The 13,225-nt window shown below is 30.3% G+C and carries 14 protein-coding genes; 9 read left to right on the top strand and 5 right to left on the bottom strand.

The window, feature by feature from the left end:
- The first annotated feature begins 90 nt into the window (after positions 1 to 90).
- The 7 genes from FH779_RS00165 (at position 91) to FH779_RS00135 (ending at position 7,774) form a co-directional block, all read left to right on the top strand.
- A complete protein-coding gene (locus tag FH779_RS00165) occupies positions 91 to 1,716 on the top strand; it encodes an alpha/beta fold hydrolase (protein ID WP_180905625.1) in 1,626 nt (541 codons plus the stop codon).
- Between the two features lie 55 nt (positions 1,717 to 1,771).
- Positions 1,772 to 2,518 carry a lysophospholipid acyltransferase family protein gene (locus FH779_RS00160; RefSeq protein ID WP_244957993.1) on the top strand — a complete coding sequence of 249 codons (747 nt, stop codon included), beginning with the start codon at positions 1,772 to 1,774 and terminating at the stop codon, positions 2,516 to 2,518.
- Positions 2,515 to 4,365, top strand: a complete 1,851-nt coding sequence (locus FH779_RS00155) for a M1 family metallopeptidase (protein ID WP_180905624.1) — start codon at positions 2,515 to 2,517, stop codon at positions 4,363 to 4,365. The genes FH779_RS00160 and FH779_RS00155 overlap by 4 nt, the downstream gene beginning before the upstream one ends.
- Before the next feature lie 3 nt (positions 4,366 to 4,368).
- Positions 4,369 to 4,842 carry a ribonuclease HI gene (rnhA, locus tag FH779_RS00150; RefSeq protein ID WP_038336544.1) on the top strand — a complete coding sequence of 158 codons (474 nt, stop codon included), beginning with the start codon at positions 4,369 to 4,371 and terminating at the stop codon, positions 4,840 to 4,842.
- Positions 4,843 to 4,871: 29 nt separating this feature from the next.
- Positions 4,872 to 5,786, top strand: a complete 915-nt coding sequence (locus FH779_RS00145; RefSeq protein WP_180905623.1) for a hypothetical protein — start codon at positions 4,872 to 4,874, stop codon at positions 5,784 to 5,786.
- Positions 5,787 to 6,238: 452 nt separating this feature from the next.
- Complete coding sequence (locus FH779_RS00140; protein ID WP_244957992.1) at positions 6,239 to 7,186, top strand: radical SAM protein; 948 nt, start codon at positions 6,239 to 6,241, stop codon at positions 7,184 to 7,186.
- A 30-nt stretch (positions 7,187 to 7,216) separates the two neighbouring features.
- Positions 7,217 to 7,774: a 5-formyltetrahydrofolate cyclo-ligase gene (locus FH779_RS00135; protein WP_180905621.1), complete on the top strand. Its 558-nt coding sequence runs from the start codon at positions 7,217 to 7,219 to the stop codon at positions 7,772 to 7,774.
- On the opposite strand, the gene FH779_RS00130 is transcribed toward FH779_RS00135, so the two are convergent.
- Positions 7,714 to 8,343: a hypothetical protein gene (locus FH779_RS00130; RefSeq protein ID WP_180905620.1), complete on the bottom strand. Its 630-nt coding sequence runs from the start codon at positions 8,341 to 8,343 to the stop codon at positions 7,714 to 7,716. The two genes, FH779_RS00135 and FH779_RS00130, sit on opposite strands and share 61 nt — an antisense overlap.
- Positions 8,327 to 9,409: a flagellar basal body-associated FliL family protein gene (locus tag FH779_RS00125; RefSeq protein ID WP_180905619.1), complete on the bottom strand. Its 1,083-nt coding sequence runs from the start codon at positions 9,407 to 9,409 to the stop codon at positions 8,327 to 8,329. Before FH779_RS00125 ends, FH779_RS00130 begins: the two co-directional genes overlap by 17 nt.
- 307 nt (positions 9,410 to 9,716) lie before the next feature.
- Here FH779_RS00125 and FH779_RS00120 point away from each other — a divergent pair, with 307 nt between their 5' ends.
- Together FH779_RS00120 and FH779_RS00115 are read left to right on the top strand one after the other, a co-directional pair.
- Complete coding sequence (locus FH779_RS00120) at positions 9,717 to 9,974, top strand: hypothetical protein (RefSeq protein ID WP_180905618.1); 258 nt, start codon at positions 9,717 to 9,719, stop codon at positions 9,972 to 9,974.
- 30 nt (positions 9,975 to 10,004) lie between these two features.
- Positions 10,005 to 10,226, top strand: a complete 222-nt coding sequence (locus FH779_RS00115; RefSeq protein ID WP_180905617.1) for a hypothetical protein — start codon at positions 10,005 to 10,007, stop codon at positions 10,224 to 10,226.
- Positions 10,227 to 10,288: 62 nt separating this feature from the next.
- On the opposite strand, the gene FH779_RS00110 is transcribed toward FH779_RS00115, so the two are convergent.
- The 3 genes from FH779_RS00110 to FH779_RS00100 all read right to left on the bottom strand — a co-directional run bounded on the left by FH779_RS00110 (position 10,289) and on the right by FH779_RS00100 (position 13,187).
- The gene (locus tag FH779_RS00110; protein WP_180905616.1) at positions 10,289 to 11,338 is read right to left on the bottom strand and encodes an NAD(P)-dependent alcohol dehydrogenase; all 1,050 of its coding nucleotides are present in this window, start codon (positions 11,336 to 11,338) and stop codon (positions 10,289 to 10,291) included.
- 10 nt (positions 11,339 to 11,348) lie between these two features.
- Positions 11,349 to 12,269 carry a hypothetical protein gene (locus tag FH779_RS00105; protein WP_180905615.1) on the bottom strand — a complete coding sequence of 307 codons (921 nt, stop codon included), beginning with the start codon at positions 12,267 to 12,269 and terminating at the stop codon, positions 11,349 to 11,351.
- Between the two features lie 72 nt (positions 12,270 to 12,341).
- Positions 12,342 to 13,187 carry a hypothetical protein gene (locus FH779_RS00100; protein WP_180905614.1) on the bottom strand — a complete coding sequence of 282 codons (846 nt, stop codon included), beginning with the start codon at positions 13,185 to 13,187 and terminating at the stop codon, positions 12,342 to 12,344.
- Between the last annotated feature and the right edge of the window lie 38 nt (positions 13,188 to 13,225).

The following is a 13,225-nucleotide window of genomic DNA, read 5'->3' as shown; positions in this document are numbered from 1 at the left end:
TTGTAGGAAACAAAAATTTAAGAAATAATTATCAATCTTCTCATGTAACCTTTTTAAAAACAATTCGTCTTATAACCAAAACAATAAAATATGCGCAACTATTTTTTTATATTAATCGTAACAATTTGTACAATTCTTCAAGCTCAAATTAAATTAAAAGGAAGTGTAAAAGACAGTAATAATTTGCCAATTTCATATTGTTCGATTGGAATAAAAAATTCAGAAGTTGGAGCAATTACAGATGAAAATGGTAACTTTTCTATCGAAATTCCAGAAAATCTATCTAAAAGTCAATTAATTTTTGATGCATTAGGTTATGATGAAATTTCAAAATCTATAGAAGAAGTTCAACAGAATTCAATTATAATCTTGAATGAAAAATCAATTTCATTGTCAGAAGTTACGCTTAAAACAGAAAAAATGAAAGAGAAAATTATTGGTCAAAAAACTCGTCCAATGCTTACTTTTTCTAAAATGTTTAATCAAAATGTACCAACAATTGAACAAGGAAATATTTTTGAAATTTACCCAAATACAAAACTAAATGCATTTAATTTTCATATTATTCCAAGTTCCAAATATGAAGAAATCACTTTGAAAGTTAATATTTACGTTGTTAAAAATGGTTTGCCAACAGAATCGCTTTTAGATGAAAATATTATTTATAAAACATCTACAACTGGATGGCAAAAAATTGATTTAACACCATATAAATTTCGATTCAAAAATGTGGATAAAATAGCTGTGACACTACAATTAGTTGATTATAAAAAGCTTGCTCAAGAAGATTTTGTTTTTGGTGTTTCTGCTAAAAAATCTTTAGCAAAAGACTTGTTGTTTAGATATCAAAGTCAAGGTAATTGGGAAGCTTCTGCAGGGGTTTTTATAGCTAACTTAGATATTTTATATTCAAAAGATAAATTGACTATAAATGAGGAAAAGCCTGAAGAAATTGATGCAAAAACGAAAGAATTAATTTCATATTATCAACATAAAGAGAGTGCTAAAAAGTCGATTTATGGAAAAAATAAGTCAGGAAAATATATTGATATAAATGATGCGAAAATTTATTATGAAGAATATGGACAAGGTGAGCCTTTGATATTTCTACATGGAAATAATGGAAGTATAGAAGATTTTTATCAACAAATTCCATTTTTTGCCAAGCATTATCGAGTAATTGTTGTTGATACGCGTGGGCAAGGAAGAAGTACCGATTTGACAAATACTCCATACACTTACGAAGAATTTGCAAACGATTTATTTCAAGTCATTCAAAAACTTAATCTAAAGAAAGTCAATCTTGTTGGTTGGAGTGATGGTGGAAATACAGCTTTAATTTTTAACGTTCAACATTCTGAATTAGTTAATAAAATTATAATAATTGGTGCTGTTCTTAACCCAAATGGAGTAAGCAAAGAACTGATTGAGAATTTGAAAAGTTTAGCAAATAAACCTTCCGAAAACGCGAATTTACGCTTAATCGAATTGATGTTAAATGAACCAAATATTACAAAATCTGAACTAAATAAAATTCAAAATCCTGTATTGGTTATTGCTGGTGAAAAAGATGAAGTAAAAGAGAGTTATACGAAAGAAATTCAACAAAATATTTCAAAAGCGGAGTTATTGATTATTCCAAATTCAACGCATTATGTTCCTTTTGAACAGCCAAAAATATTAAATGAAGCTATTTTGAAGTTTTTGAAAAAATAGGAACATAAGTTTAGTTTTCAATTTCTCCATATCTTTACTCCACTAAACCAACTCAATGAAATACATCACAGGTTTTTTTGTCCTTATTTGGCGCATTTGGATGATATTTTTAGCCGCAATTTATGTCCTAACAATAGGAGTTTTTATCGTGCTACCTTTGGCAAGTTTCGAAAAAACATTCCCATATATTTATCCGTTAATCAGATATTGGGGCAAATTTGTGTTGTACGGAACTGGATTTAGAATTGATTACAAAAAACTTGTTCCACTCGATCCGAAAGAAAACTATGTTTTTATAGCCAATCATACTTCGATTATGGATATTATGTTGATGTTGACGATTCTAAAACATCATCCAATCGTATTTGTAGGCAAGGCAGAGTTACTCAAAATCCCTATCTTTGGACGAATATTCGAACGAATTTGTATCCCTGTCGACCGAAAAAGTGCACGTAGTAAAGCACTTGTTTATCCCGAAGCAAAGAAAAAGTTAGACAAAAATCTGAGTATTTTTATTTTTCCTGAAGGAGGCGTTACAAACGACAAAGAATTCAAGATTTATTTGGATCCTTTCAAAGATGGAGCGTTTAACATTGCGATTGAAACACAAACGCCTTTGGCTGTTTTGGCGATTCACGGTGTTAATAAAATGTTTCCGTTTAATTGGTTTAGAGGTTATCCAGGAAAAATAAAAGTCCGACTATTGGAGACTTTCGAAACGAAAGATTTGAATGTAAAAAACGATAAAGTTGCTTTGAAAGAAGCTGCTTTCAACATGATTTTAAAAGATTTAGAACAATGAAAAATTTAGTTTATATCGCATTAGGAACGGCTTTAACGGCGGTTAGTTGCAATAAACAAATCTCTTCTACCACAGAAACTGAAGCAAAAGACAATCAAACTTTTGCTGATTTAGATAAAGCTCGCATCAAACATTTGAGTTTGGATATCGAAACTGATTTCGATACGCATCAAATCAAAGGTTCGGCAGCTTATACATTCGAAAATAATCAAGCAAAACAATTGATTTTAGATACCGAAAAACTAACAATTGATTCAGTTTTATTAGCGAATGGTCAAAAAACGACATACAGATTAGGTGAAAAAGATTCGATCAAAGGTCAAGCCTTAATCATTGATGTTACGCCAAATGATACAATTGTAAAAGTTTTCTACAAAACTTCGCCTGATGCAAATGCTTTACAATGGTTAAATCCGCAACAAACACACGATAAAAAACATCCGTTTTTATTGTCTCAAGGACAAGCAATTTTAACTCGTTCTTGGATTCCGATTCAGGATACACCAAGTGTTCGTTTAACGTACGATGCAAAAGTAAAAACACCAAAAGATTTGTTGCCTTTGATGAGTGCAATCAATCCAAAAGAAAAAAATTTCGAAGGTGTTTATACCTTCAAAATGCCACAACCAATTGCACCTTATTTGATTGCTTTGGCTGTTGGTGATGTACAATATCAACCAATCGACAACAGAACGGGTGTTTATGCAGAACCTGGTTTGTTAAAAGCTGCTGCGTGGGAATTTGCCGATATGGGAAAAATGGTAACTGCTGCCGAGAAATTGTACGGAAAATATCCTTGGGAACAATTTGATGTCTTGGTTTTACCGCCTTCGTTTCCTTTTGGAGGAATGGAAAATCCGCGTTTAACGTTTGCTACGCCAACTGCAATTGTAGGTGATCGTTCGATGACGAATTTGATTGCACACGAATTGGCTCATTCTTGGTCTGGAAATTTAGTAACGAATTCTACTTGGGATGATTTCTGGGTAAATGAAGGATTTACAGTTTATTTTGAGCGTCGAATCATGGAAGAATTAGAAGGAAAAGATTATGCGGATATGATTTCGGTAATTGGTTTTCAAGATTTAGAAACGTCGATGAAAAATATTCCAGAAAAATATACTTCATTAAAAGTGAACATGAAAGGAGCAAATCCTGATGATGCTTTTTCTGATGTTCCATACGATAAAGGTTATTTATTTTTGAAAATGTTAGAAGATAAATATGGTCGTGAAAAGTTTGATAAATTCTTGAATCAATATTTTTCTTCGCATGCATTCCAAACAATGACAACAGAAAAATTTGTTGATTATTTGAAAGCTAATTTGACAAATGGAGACGATTCTTTTGTTCAAGAATGGATTTATAACACAGGTTGGCCAAAAGATTTGAAAAAACCAACTTCAAAATTATTTGATTTAACAGAAGCGCAATTACAGCAAGATATAACAAACGGACGAAATAAAGTTGCACCTAAAAAAGTGGCGATTTCTACGAAATCTACAAACGAATGGGTTCATTTTATTCGTCAAATTGATACAACTAAAAACACAAAAGAAGATTTAGCTTATTTGGATGCGATTTATGATTTTACAAATTCAAAAAATCCAGAAATTGAATGTGCTTGGTTCGAAAAAGCATTTTTAATGCATTACGATAAAGTCAACACAAATGCGAAAGAATTCTTGGTAAATGTTGGCCGTCGTAAATTTTTAGAGCCTTTATATTTAGCTTTAAAAGAATCTAATCAATTAGATTTAGCGAAAAATATTTACAAAGATGCGCGTCCAAATTATCATTTTGTTGCACGTCAAACAATTGATACAATGTTAAATTACAAACCATAAAACATGGCGATTGTAGCATATACAGACGGTTCGTCGTTGGGAAATCCTGGTCCAGGAGGATTTGGTTGTATTTTGTTGGAAACCGAGAAAAAAGTCAAAAAAGAAATTTCTCAAGGTTTTCGACTAACAACGAATAACCGAATGGAATTGTTAGCAGTTATTACGGCTTTGGAAACGCTAAAGTTTACTAATACTGAAATTACCATTGTGACGGATTCTAAATATGTGGTAGATGCTGTGGAAAAACGTTGGGTTTTTGGTTGGGTGCAAAAGAATTTCAAAGGAAAGAAGAATGCTGATTTGTGGAAAAGATTTTTAGAAGTTTATAAAATTCATCGTGTAAAATTTCAATGGATAAAAGGTCATGCTGGACATCATTGGAACGAAGAAGCTGATAAATTAGCGGTTGCGGCAGCAAATAAACCAGAAAATTTTAAGATAGATTCTTACTTCGAAATTCATCAAAACGAAGAATAATTTTCTACTTTTGTGAGGCAGAGAGAAAAATGAAAATGAAGACGTTGTGGAGATTTCTCCTACTACTTTTAATTACAATTTACAGTTGTTCACCTAAAAAAGAAAAAGGTGAACTTGTCTACTTTAGTGGACGAATTGCGAATGCGCAAACAGATAGCATTTACCTATTATTGAATAATCGTGAAAAGGCTTTTGCTTTAGATTTTGATGGAAACTTTTCGGATACAATTCAGTTAGTTGACGAAGGTTACAAGACACTTTCCATAGAACGAGAAGAATTTACAATTTATTTGATTCCAGGTGATAGTTTGATTCTAAATACAGATTTAAAACATTTGGAGAATAATTTCAAATTCTCTGGAATAGGAAAAAATCGAAACAATTATTTGGTTGACAAAAGTTTTAAAACGGATAAATTCTTAACTGATCATACCGAATTATTTAAACTTGCTCCGCCAGATTTCAAAAATCAAATCAAAAATTTTCATCAAAAAGTTTTCGAAGATTTAGAGAAATTAGAAGTTAATTCTTCGTTCATCAAAACAGAAAAAACGAATTTAAATTACGATTTTATCAATTTGTTGTACATGTACAAGGATTCGTACACATATTACAATCCTGCTTCTCAGCAATTACCTGTTAATTTTTTGACAGAATTAGATGAAATCGATTTAGATAATGACGAGGATTATAGAACGTATCAGAGTTACCGCAATATTGTCTTAACAAACTTACAAGAAAAATTATATCAAGGTCTTTCTGCGGATGCTTTATTGGAAAACATCAAAAGTCAATCGATAAAAAATGGATTTATTAATTCATTAATTTACGAACTTGATCCAAAAGATCCGAATAGCAACGGAATTTATCAAGCAATACAAAAACATTGCAATTATCAACCTTGGTTGGATGAAGCTGCAAAACGTATGAAAAAGTTTGGTTGATAACTTAAAAAAATGCTTTCAGAATCTGAAAGCATTTTTTTAACATTTTTTATTTAATTGAGAAACAGAAGTATACTTGTTATTTGTATTTTTTAACTTTTCTATAGGCAACCTTTTTAAGAAATTTGCATCTGTATTGTAGAATTAGTAATGAAATTGAAAATGTCTAAACCGAAAAGAATTCACAAAACTTACAAAAAATCTATATTTAGTAAAATGAAAGTAAAACCAGTAAACTTATTGCTTTTTATGGCAATCGTTTGTTTTATTTTTGTTGTATTTTTCTTAAAATAATTACAATTAAGTTCTTTCAAAGAAAAAGAAATAATTCTTCATCACGTTCGTTTTAAAGTATATTTGTAAGAATCAAACTACACTATTAAGATATGAACGTTTACAAGCTTTTAAAATTAAATTGGTTAATTAAAAATCATCGGATAAAATTTTTAGGAATGTATCTTTTGCATAAAACAAATCAAAGATATATTGCTGTCAATTTTGATCCTGTGATGGCTTGTAATTTACGTTGCAAAATGTGTTATTTTACAGATGAAAATTATGTAAAGAAAACTAAAGGTATTTTTCCAAAAGAAGATTTATCAATTTTAGCTGATAAAATGTTTGGCAGAGCTCTTAAACTGCAAATTGGTTGTGGAACAGAACCTACTTTGTATAAAGATCTAGCGCAAATTGTTTCTTTAGGAAAAACGCACAAGGTTCCTTATATATCGCTTACAACTAATGCAAATTTGTTAACCAAAGAAAAGGTAAAAGAACTTGTAGGTAATGGATTGAATGAATTCACTATTTCGTTGCATGGTGTACATCAAGAAGCTTACGAAAACTTTATGGGAAAAGCCTCTTTCGATAAATTTCACGAAGCTCTGCAAGCAATTTATGAAGAAAAGAAAAATAATCCGAATCTTATTTTGAGAATCAATTATACGTTCAATAAAGATAATTTCTTAGAACTAAGGGATTTTTTCTCATTATACGGAAAATACGAACCAAATATTCTTCAAATTCGTCCAATGAAAAGCATGGGTGATACCGAATATCAAGATACAAATATTTCGAGCCTGAAAGATAGCTATGATTCGGTTTTGAGAGAAATTAAAACTGAATCAAAGAATAGAGAAATGACTTTATTAGCAACTTCAACTTACGATGAATTAGTAAACGCAACAAACGTAGAAAGTTTAGTTTATAATTATACCTATTGTTACATACGACCTGGTTATACGTGGAAAGATGAATTTGATTACAAAAAGGATACTTTTAACGATTTCTCTAAAAAAATAGGTCTATCAAAAGAACTTTTGAAAAATGCTTTTTCGAATAAAAAACAAATGGATAAACTCAAAACAAAAACTTCTTTAAATTATAATATTATTGAGTAAGATCTTAACTTCGTATCAAACTACGAAGAAATGACAAAATCTGAAGCTAGAAAATATTACCGAACGTTGAGAAAATCATTCACTAAAGAAGAAGTGGATGACTTGAGTGATCAAATTTTTGAACACATCAAACACTTAGATTTTTCTACAGATCAGACATTTCATATTTTCTTACCTATCGAAAAAAATAACGAAATCAATACTTATCCAATCATAAATTGGCTATTTCAGCAGCAAAAAGAGGTTATTTTGCCTTTGGTTGTTGGCGATGATATGATTAATTGTAAAGTAGAAAAAGGTTTCGAAACGGTATTAAATTCACTTCAAATTCCAGAACCCACTCAGTATTCAGAAATTGATTCTAAAGCGATTGATGTTATTTTTATTCCAATGTTTGTTGCCGATAAAAAAGGAAATCGCGTCGGATACGGTGGCGGATATTATGATAAATTTTTGGCAAGATGTAGACCTAATTCCAAAAAAATAGGTCTAACTTATTTTAGACCTATTGAATATATTGAAGACGCCTATTTCGGCGATTTTCCTCTTGACTTTTGTATTACTCCAGATGGGATTGAATCTTTCTGAATCGAGTCTTTTTTATCATTTAATGTTCTAAAATAGAATTTAAACTCTCGTTGAAATTTGATCGGCTCTTGTTTTAACACAAATACACCAACATGATTATTGGTTTCGATTAACTTTTTATCCGAATTGAAATAATTAATTGTATACGCAATTCGCTTGATAGAATCGGGTGTAATCGAATCTTTTGGTAAAATTGCAAATTTAGAAACGGAAGTAAATGTTACTTTTTTCGAACGAAGCTCTCTCAACAACGAAAATATTTCGGTCGTATCTTTTTTAGGAAAATAAGACAACAATTGATCTCTCAACAAACTATCAACAACCGTATCATTGGTATTAGATGCCAACGCCGAAAGCTCAAAAAACTCACGCAACTTCTGCTTTGCAATAAAATTTACAGCTTCCACAGAATCCATTTTATTACTTACTGTCGATGCCTCGTTTTTGTAACCTTTTATCGCTTCTGGGTTGTAATCTCCTTTATATTTATCGTCTTTGCACGAAAATATCATCCAAACACTCATCAGCAATATCATGCTAAACTGAACTATTTTACTTATCGTTCTCATCTTGCTGGATTTTAAATTTTAATTTCACAATTTTTCCATTTTTCCTTTCCGATTCGATCAAAGAAAAATTCTTTAATGACGTCGTAGGCATTGTAACTAAATTGATATATTGTTGTTTCGAAAGAATCTCTACACCAAAAAAATCATTGTCATACACTTGATAAATCAACGCATCATCTGCAATCATTTGATTTAGCTTAGAAATTCGTTGTTTCAAATCTTTTGCTGAATTCGAATAATAATACAGCATAATCTTATAATCATCTGGCTCTAACAATAGCTTTTCAGGCTGATTATATTGATGTAAATTAACCTTAAACGTATCTTGTTTATAGTAAGGCGAACTCACAAACATCTTGATTGTATCTTTTTGCGATTCAAATTTGATACAACCTGTTTTGGTCGATAAATAAAGTGGTGTAAAACCATCTCTAATAATTGTAACCTCAACAGAATTGGTAATTGCAGCTTGTCTGTCCGAGTCTACAAAACAAAATTCGTATTCGCGCTGACCAAAAATTGAATAATAAATAGTTGCGCCAATTCCGCTCAATAAAACAATTGCTGCAGCTATTATCGAGATCAATTTTAGCTTAGATTTTGTTTTAACAGTTTCCTCTTTTGCAGGAATTATTTCTTTTTCTGTTGATAGTTTAACTTCTACTGGAATCTCTACTTCAGATTCTTCTGGAGTTATATGTTCTGATGAAAAATTTTCGTTTTCTGTTGCTTCAATCGTCGATTCTTCAGCTTTATTTGGACCAAAATGTTCTATTTTTTGAACATTAAGAAAGTGTGCCCAATTTTTATATCCACAATATTGCGCCAAAAGATTGAGCATATCAATACGCGGAAGCTTCTTAAAATCTGACTTAAAATACGTATAAAACCACTTTTCGCTAACGGTAGATCTGGTTTTATTGAATAAATCGTCTTGGAAAGATGTAATTTCTTGCCCCTTCCAATCGGAGATATTTTCGGATTGAGCAGAATTTTCTTCTAAAAATCGATTTGAAATCGTTTTTTTCAGAATTTCGAAAATTTCTATATCTGTAAATTTGCTCAAAAAATAAAATTTATAAAGTTGGTTTTCAGTATTTTGTAAAATAATTTCGATTTTACAAATTGTCTTTTAATACAACTACAAATAAAATAATTTTTTTGATATGTTGAGTTGTATTTCTTTATTAATGCGTTGTTAAATGATTTATTTTGTTGTAAAACATTTGTTGAATATTCGATGATTGGATTACAATCATCTTACAACTATTTTGCTTCGAAAAACTTTGATGTCAGCTTAACTTTGGTTCAACAAAATGATTGAAAAATCAACAAAAACAAAAAATCAATTAAACATTTAAAAAATTAAAGTTATGAAAAAATTAGCATTAAACGTAATCGTATTAGGAGTAATCGGAACTGCATTTGGTTTAACATCTTGTAATTTATTTGGATCGAAAGAAACAAAAACTGAAACAGAAGTAAAAAATGACACAATTACAACAATCGAAGATTCAGTAAAATTTGATTCTGTAGGAAAAGATTCTGTTGTGATCAAAGATTCGGAAGTTGTAAAAGAAACTCCTGTAAAAGTTGAAACAACTACGACTACAACAACAGAGAAAAAATAATTTGTAGAATAGATTAAACAAAAAAATCAAATGAAAAAATTAGCGTTATTCGCTTTTGCAGCGATTTCTTTCACAGCAATTTCTTGTAAACAAGAGGCAAAAAGTATTGGAGAGCCAACAACAGTTGCTGAGGATTCTGTAAGTGTTGAAAAAGCTGAAATTCCTGCGGCAGATTCTGTAGAAGGAGTTACGGTAGATTCTTCGAAAACTGTAAATCCAGCAGAAACAACAAAAGATTCTGTTGCGAAATAGAACTTGAAAACTCAATAAAAAAATCCGCTTAATGAGCGGATTTTTTTATTTTTATATCTAAATTAAGATTCTTTCAATGATTTGATATCAATCACAAAACGATATTTCACATCCGATTTCATCATTCGCTCGTAAGCTGTATTAATGTTTTGAATATCGATCATTTCTACATCAGATACAATATTGTGTTCTCCACAAAAATCTAACATTTCTTGTGTTTCCTTGATTCCTCCAATTAAAGATCCTGCCAAATTACGACGTTTCATAATCAATAAACCTCCGTGAACAGCATCTAAAGGCTCAATAGCACCCACCATACACATTGTTTTATCTAATTTTAATAATTGTAAATATGGATTAACATCATGTTTCACAGGGATTGTATTCAATAAAAAATCGAATGAATTTGCATGCGCTTTCATTTGTGTTGCATCTTTCGAAATCAAAACCTCATCAGCTCCAAGTTTCTTTGCATCTTCACCTTTCGACTCAGAAGTTGTAATCATTACAACATGTGCACCCATTGCTTTTGCAAATTTAACACCCATATGTCCTAAACCTCCAAGACCGATTACCCCTACTTTATCGCCCGCTTTTACATTCCAGTGACGCAAAGGAGACCAAGTTGTAATTCCCGCACACAACAATGGCGCAGCAGCTTTTACATCGATATTTTCAGGTACGTGAAGCACAAAATCTTCTTCTACCACAATGTTTTCTGCATAACCACCGTAAGTAATTCCGCCATGTTTCGAGTTTTTAGAATTATACGTTCCTGTAAAACCATTTTCACAATACTGCTCTAAACCTTCGTCGCAAGAATGACAATGTTGACAAGACTCTACCATACAACCTACTCCAACCAAATCTCCAACTTTGAATTTCGTAACTTCAGAACCTACTTCTTTTACTCGACCAATGATTTCGTGCCCAGGAACAACCGGATAATTTGGTTTTCCCCAATCTCCTTTCGCAGTGTGAATATCGCTGTGACAAACCCCACAATACTCGATATCGATAAAAATATCCTTCGCGTGTAAATGTCTACGTTCTATTGTGTGTGGCGCTAATGGATCAGTTTCATTGAACGCTGCATATGTTTTTGTACTCATTTTATATTTATTAAAGGTTATTTAATATTTCTCTTTGTTTATCTATAGAATAATCTGCCTTACAATCTAAATTAAACTCTGAATTATATTTCGTCACATAACTATTTAAATCAGAACATTTCGACAGTATTTCAAATTCTTTATTTTTTGTATCAAAAATAATTCCTTTATAATCATTTGTATTAAAAGTTATAATTCCTTCTTTCACAAGATTGATATAATTTTCTGAATAACCTTCTGGAACATCCTTCGTATCTAAAACAGTCGAAGCAATTGCTCCAGCAATTCCAAACATCATTAAATAGCCATTATTTTGTTGTGATTTTGGCAATTCCATGTACAAATGATGATCTGATCCTGCTTTTACTCTAACATAAGCAAAGTTTGGAATCTCTTTCGCTAACAAGATTTTTTTATCTTTTGCAATCTTTTTTATCTCTTTTACATTAAAATAAACATCTCCATTTCGCACAATTGCAAAATAATCTCGTTGTTGAAATTCAGGAAATTTTCCTTTTGTATCATAAAAATTAACCAAATCTGCCGATTGTTCAAACAAATCCGCATAAAGATTTGGCTTCATTTCAAATGCTTTACTTTCTACATTCTTGGAAACAAAATCGTCTTTTGTCACATAAACTCCATCAGGATAACTAAAAGATTCTTTGCTAAACACACCTTTTATTTCAGGAATATTTTTAGACAAATTTTCAGAATCATAAACCAAATCGAAATCTTTTACTCTAACTACCGCGAAAGTATTTTTTGATAAATCTGTTTTGAATTGTAATCCTTTTCCATCATTAATGTATTTTACATCTCTTATTTCAAAAGAATTATTTGTGCTTTTAGAAGTTATTTTCGCTTTCGATATATATTGCCCAAAAACAAAAGTAGAACATAAGGCAAGTAGAGTAAATAATTTTTTCATTCGATTATATTTTGGATAAAATTAAAAAATCCACCTGAATAATCAGATGGATTTTAGGGTTATTATAATTGTTTATTCTTGCGAAATCATCAGTTTTCTTACATCATCTAAAAAATCATTATCCTTTTCACAAGGAATCCTTTTATTCAATTTATTTTCAAAATATTCATTAAATCTCTTACAGTTTTTTACAGCATAAAATTTTTGTTCATTATTTAATAAAATAAAAGGATACAAAATATATTTTAACCTATAAGGTGCTCCATAATAATTTCCTACAGCCATTTTTGTAATTGCTTCACCTGAAGGAATAGCAGATATTTCGCTGTAAAAATAATCCGAATTTGCAAACTTTACTTTTAAGAAATAGTTTTTTGAATAATCTATCATAAAACCACCTTTCATTTCCTTCGCTTCGTTTTTATTAGATGCTTTTATGCTTAAGTAAAGATTTCCTTTGTAAACAACTGCAAAAGTATTTCTTAAAATATCATCACTTCCAACATATTTAAAAGCCATTAAGTCTTTTGGATTATCATAATATTTTTGACCTTCTTCTCTTCCAACAATCTTTTTTGTTGAGGAAGGATTTTTTTTATAAAAATCATCAATTGTTTCATAAATACCTTCAGGTAAATCATTTTCATAATATTTATCCTTTATTTCGGTATAAGTATTTTGATCCACTTTATTAATAAAATCAATAGAATCAAAAATAATTTCAGAAACATCTTCTTTTATTATTGCTTGATTAGAAGACTTATTCATTTTAAGTTTATATTCATAAACTTTATCTCCATAAAAAACATCTTCAACTTCCATTTTTTTTCCGTCTGATAAAACTAAAGTTGCTTTTTTAATATACTGTCCAAAAGAAAAAGTAGAGCATAAAATAAATAGTGTTAATAATTTTTTCATTCGATTATATTTTGGATAAAATTAAAAAATCCACCTGA

It is taken from the genome of Empedobacter falsenii (assembly GCF_013488205.1).
Classification (GTDB): domain Bacteria; phylum Bacteroidota; class Bacteroidia; order Flavobacteriales; family Weeksellaceae; genus Empedobacter; species Empedobacter falsenii_C.
This window is presented reverse-complemented; position numbering and strand designations above follow the sequence as displayed.

Excerpts from the sequence above, each read along its gene's own strand:
- FH779_RS00155 (WP_180905624.1), top strand. The coding sequence starts at position 2,515 with ATGAAAAATTTAGTTTATATCGCATTAGGAACGGCTTTAACGGCGGTT.
- FH779_RS00115 (WP_180905617.1), top strand. The coding sequence starts at position 10,005 with ATGAAAAAATTAGCGTTATTCGCTTTTGCAGCGATTTCTTTCACAGCA.
- FH779_RS00160 (WP_244957993.1), top strand. The coding sequence starts at position 1,772 with ATGAAATACATCACAGGTTTTTTTGTCCTTATTTGGCGCATTTGGATG.
- FH779_RS00105 (WP_180905615.1), bottom strand. The coding sequence starts at position 12,269 with ATGAAAAAATTATTTACTCTACTTGCCTTATGTTCTACTTTTGTTTTT.
- FH779_RS00130 (WP_180905620.1), bottom strand. The coding sequence starts at position 8,343 with ATGAGAACGATAAGTAAAATAGTTCAGTTTAGCATGATATTGCTGATG.
- rnhA (WP_038336544.1), top strand. The coding sequence starts at position 4,369 with ATGGCGATTGTAGCATATACAGACGGTTCGTCGTTGGGAAATCCTGGT.
- FH779_RS00165 (WP_180905625.1), top strand. The coding sequence starts at position 91 with ATGCGCAACTATTTTTTTATATTAATCGTAACAATTTGTACAATTCTT.
- FH779_RS00100 (WP_180905614.1), bottom strand. The coding sequence starts at position 13,187 with ATGAAAAAATTATTAACACTATTTATTTTATGCTCTACTTTTTCTTTT.
- FH779_RS00110 (WP_180905616.1), bottom strand. The coding sequence starts at position 11,338 with ATGAGTACAAAAACATATGCAGCGTTCAATGAAACTGATCCATTAGCG.
- FH779_RS00140 (WP_244957992.1), top strand. The coding sequence starts at position 6,239 with ATGTATCTTTTGCATAAAACAAATCAAAGATATATTGCTGTCAATTTT.
- FH779_RS00145 (WP_180905623.1), top strand. The coding sequence starts at position 4,872 with ATGAAAATGAAGACGTTGTGGAGATTTCTCCTACTACTTTTAATTACA.
- FH779_RS00120 (WP_180905618.1), top strand. The coding sequence starts at position 9,717 with ATGAAAAAATTAGCATTAAACGTAATCGTATTAGGAGTAATCGGAACT.
- FH779_RS00135 (WP_180905621.1), top strand. The coding sequence starts at position 7,217 with ATGACAAAATCTGAAGCTAGAAAATATTACCGAACGTTGAGAAAATCA.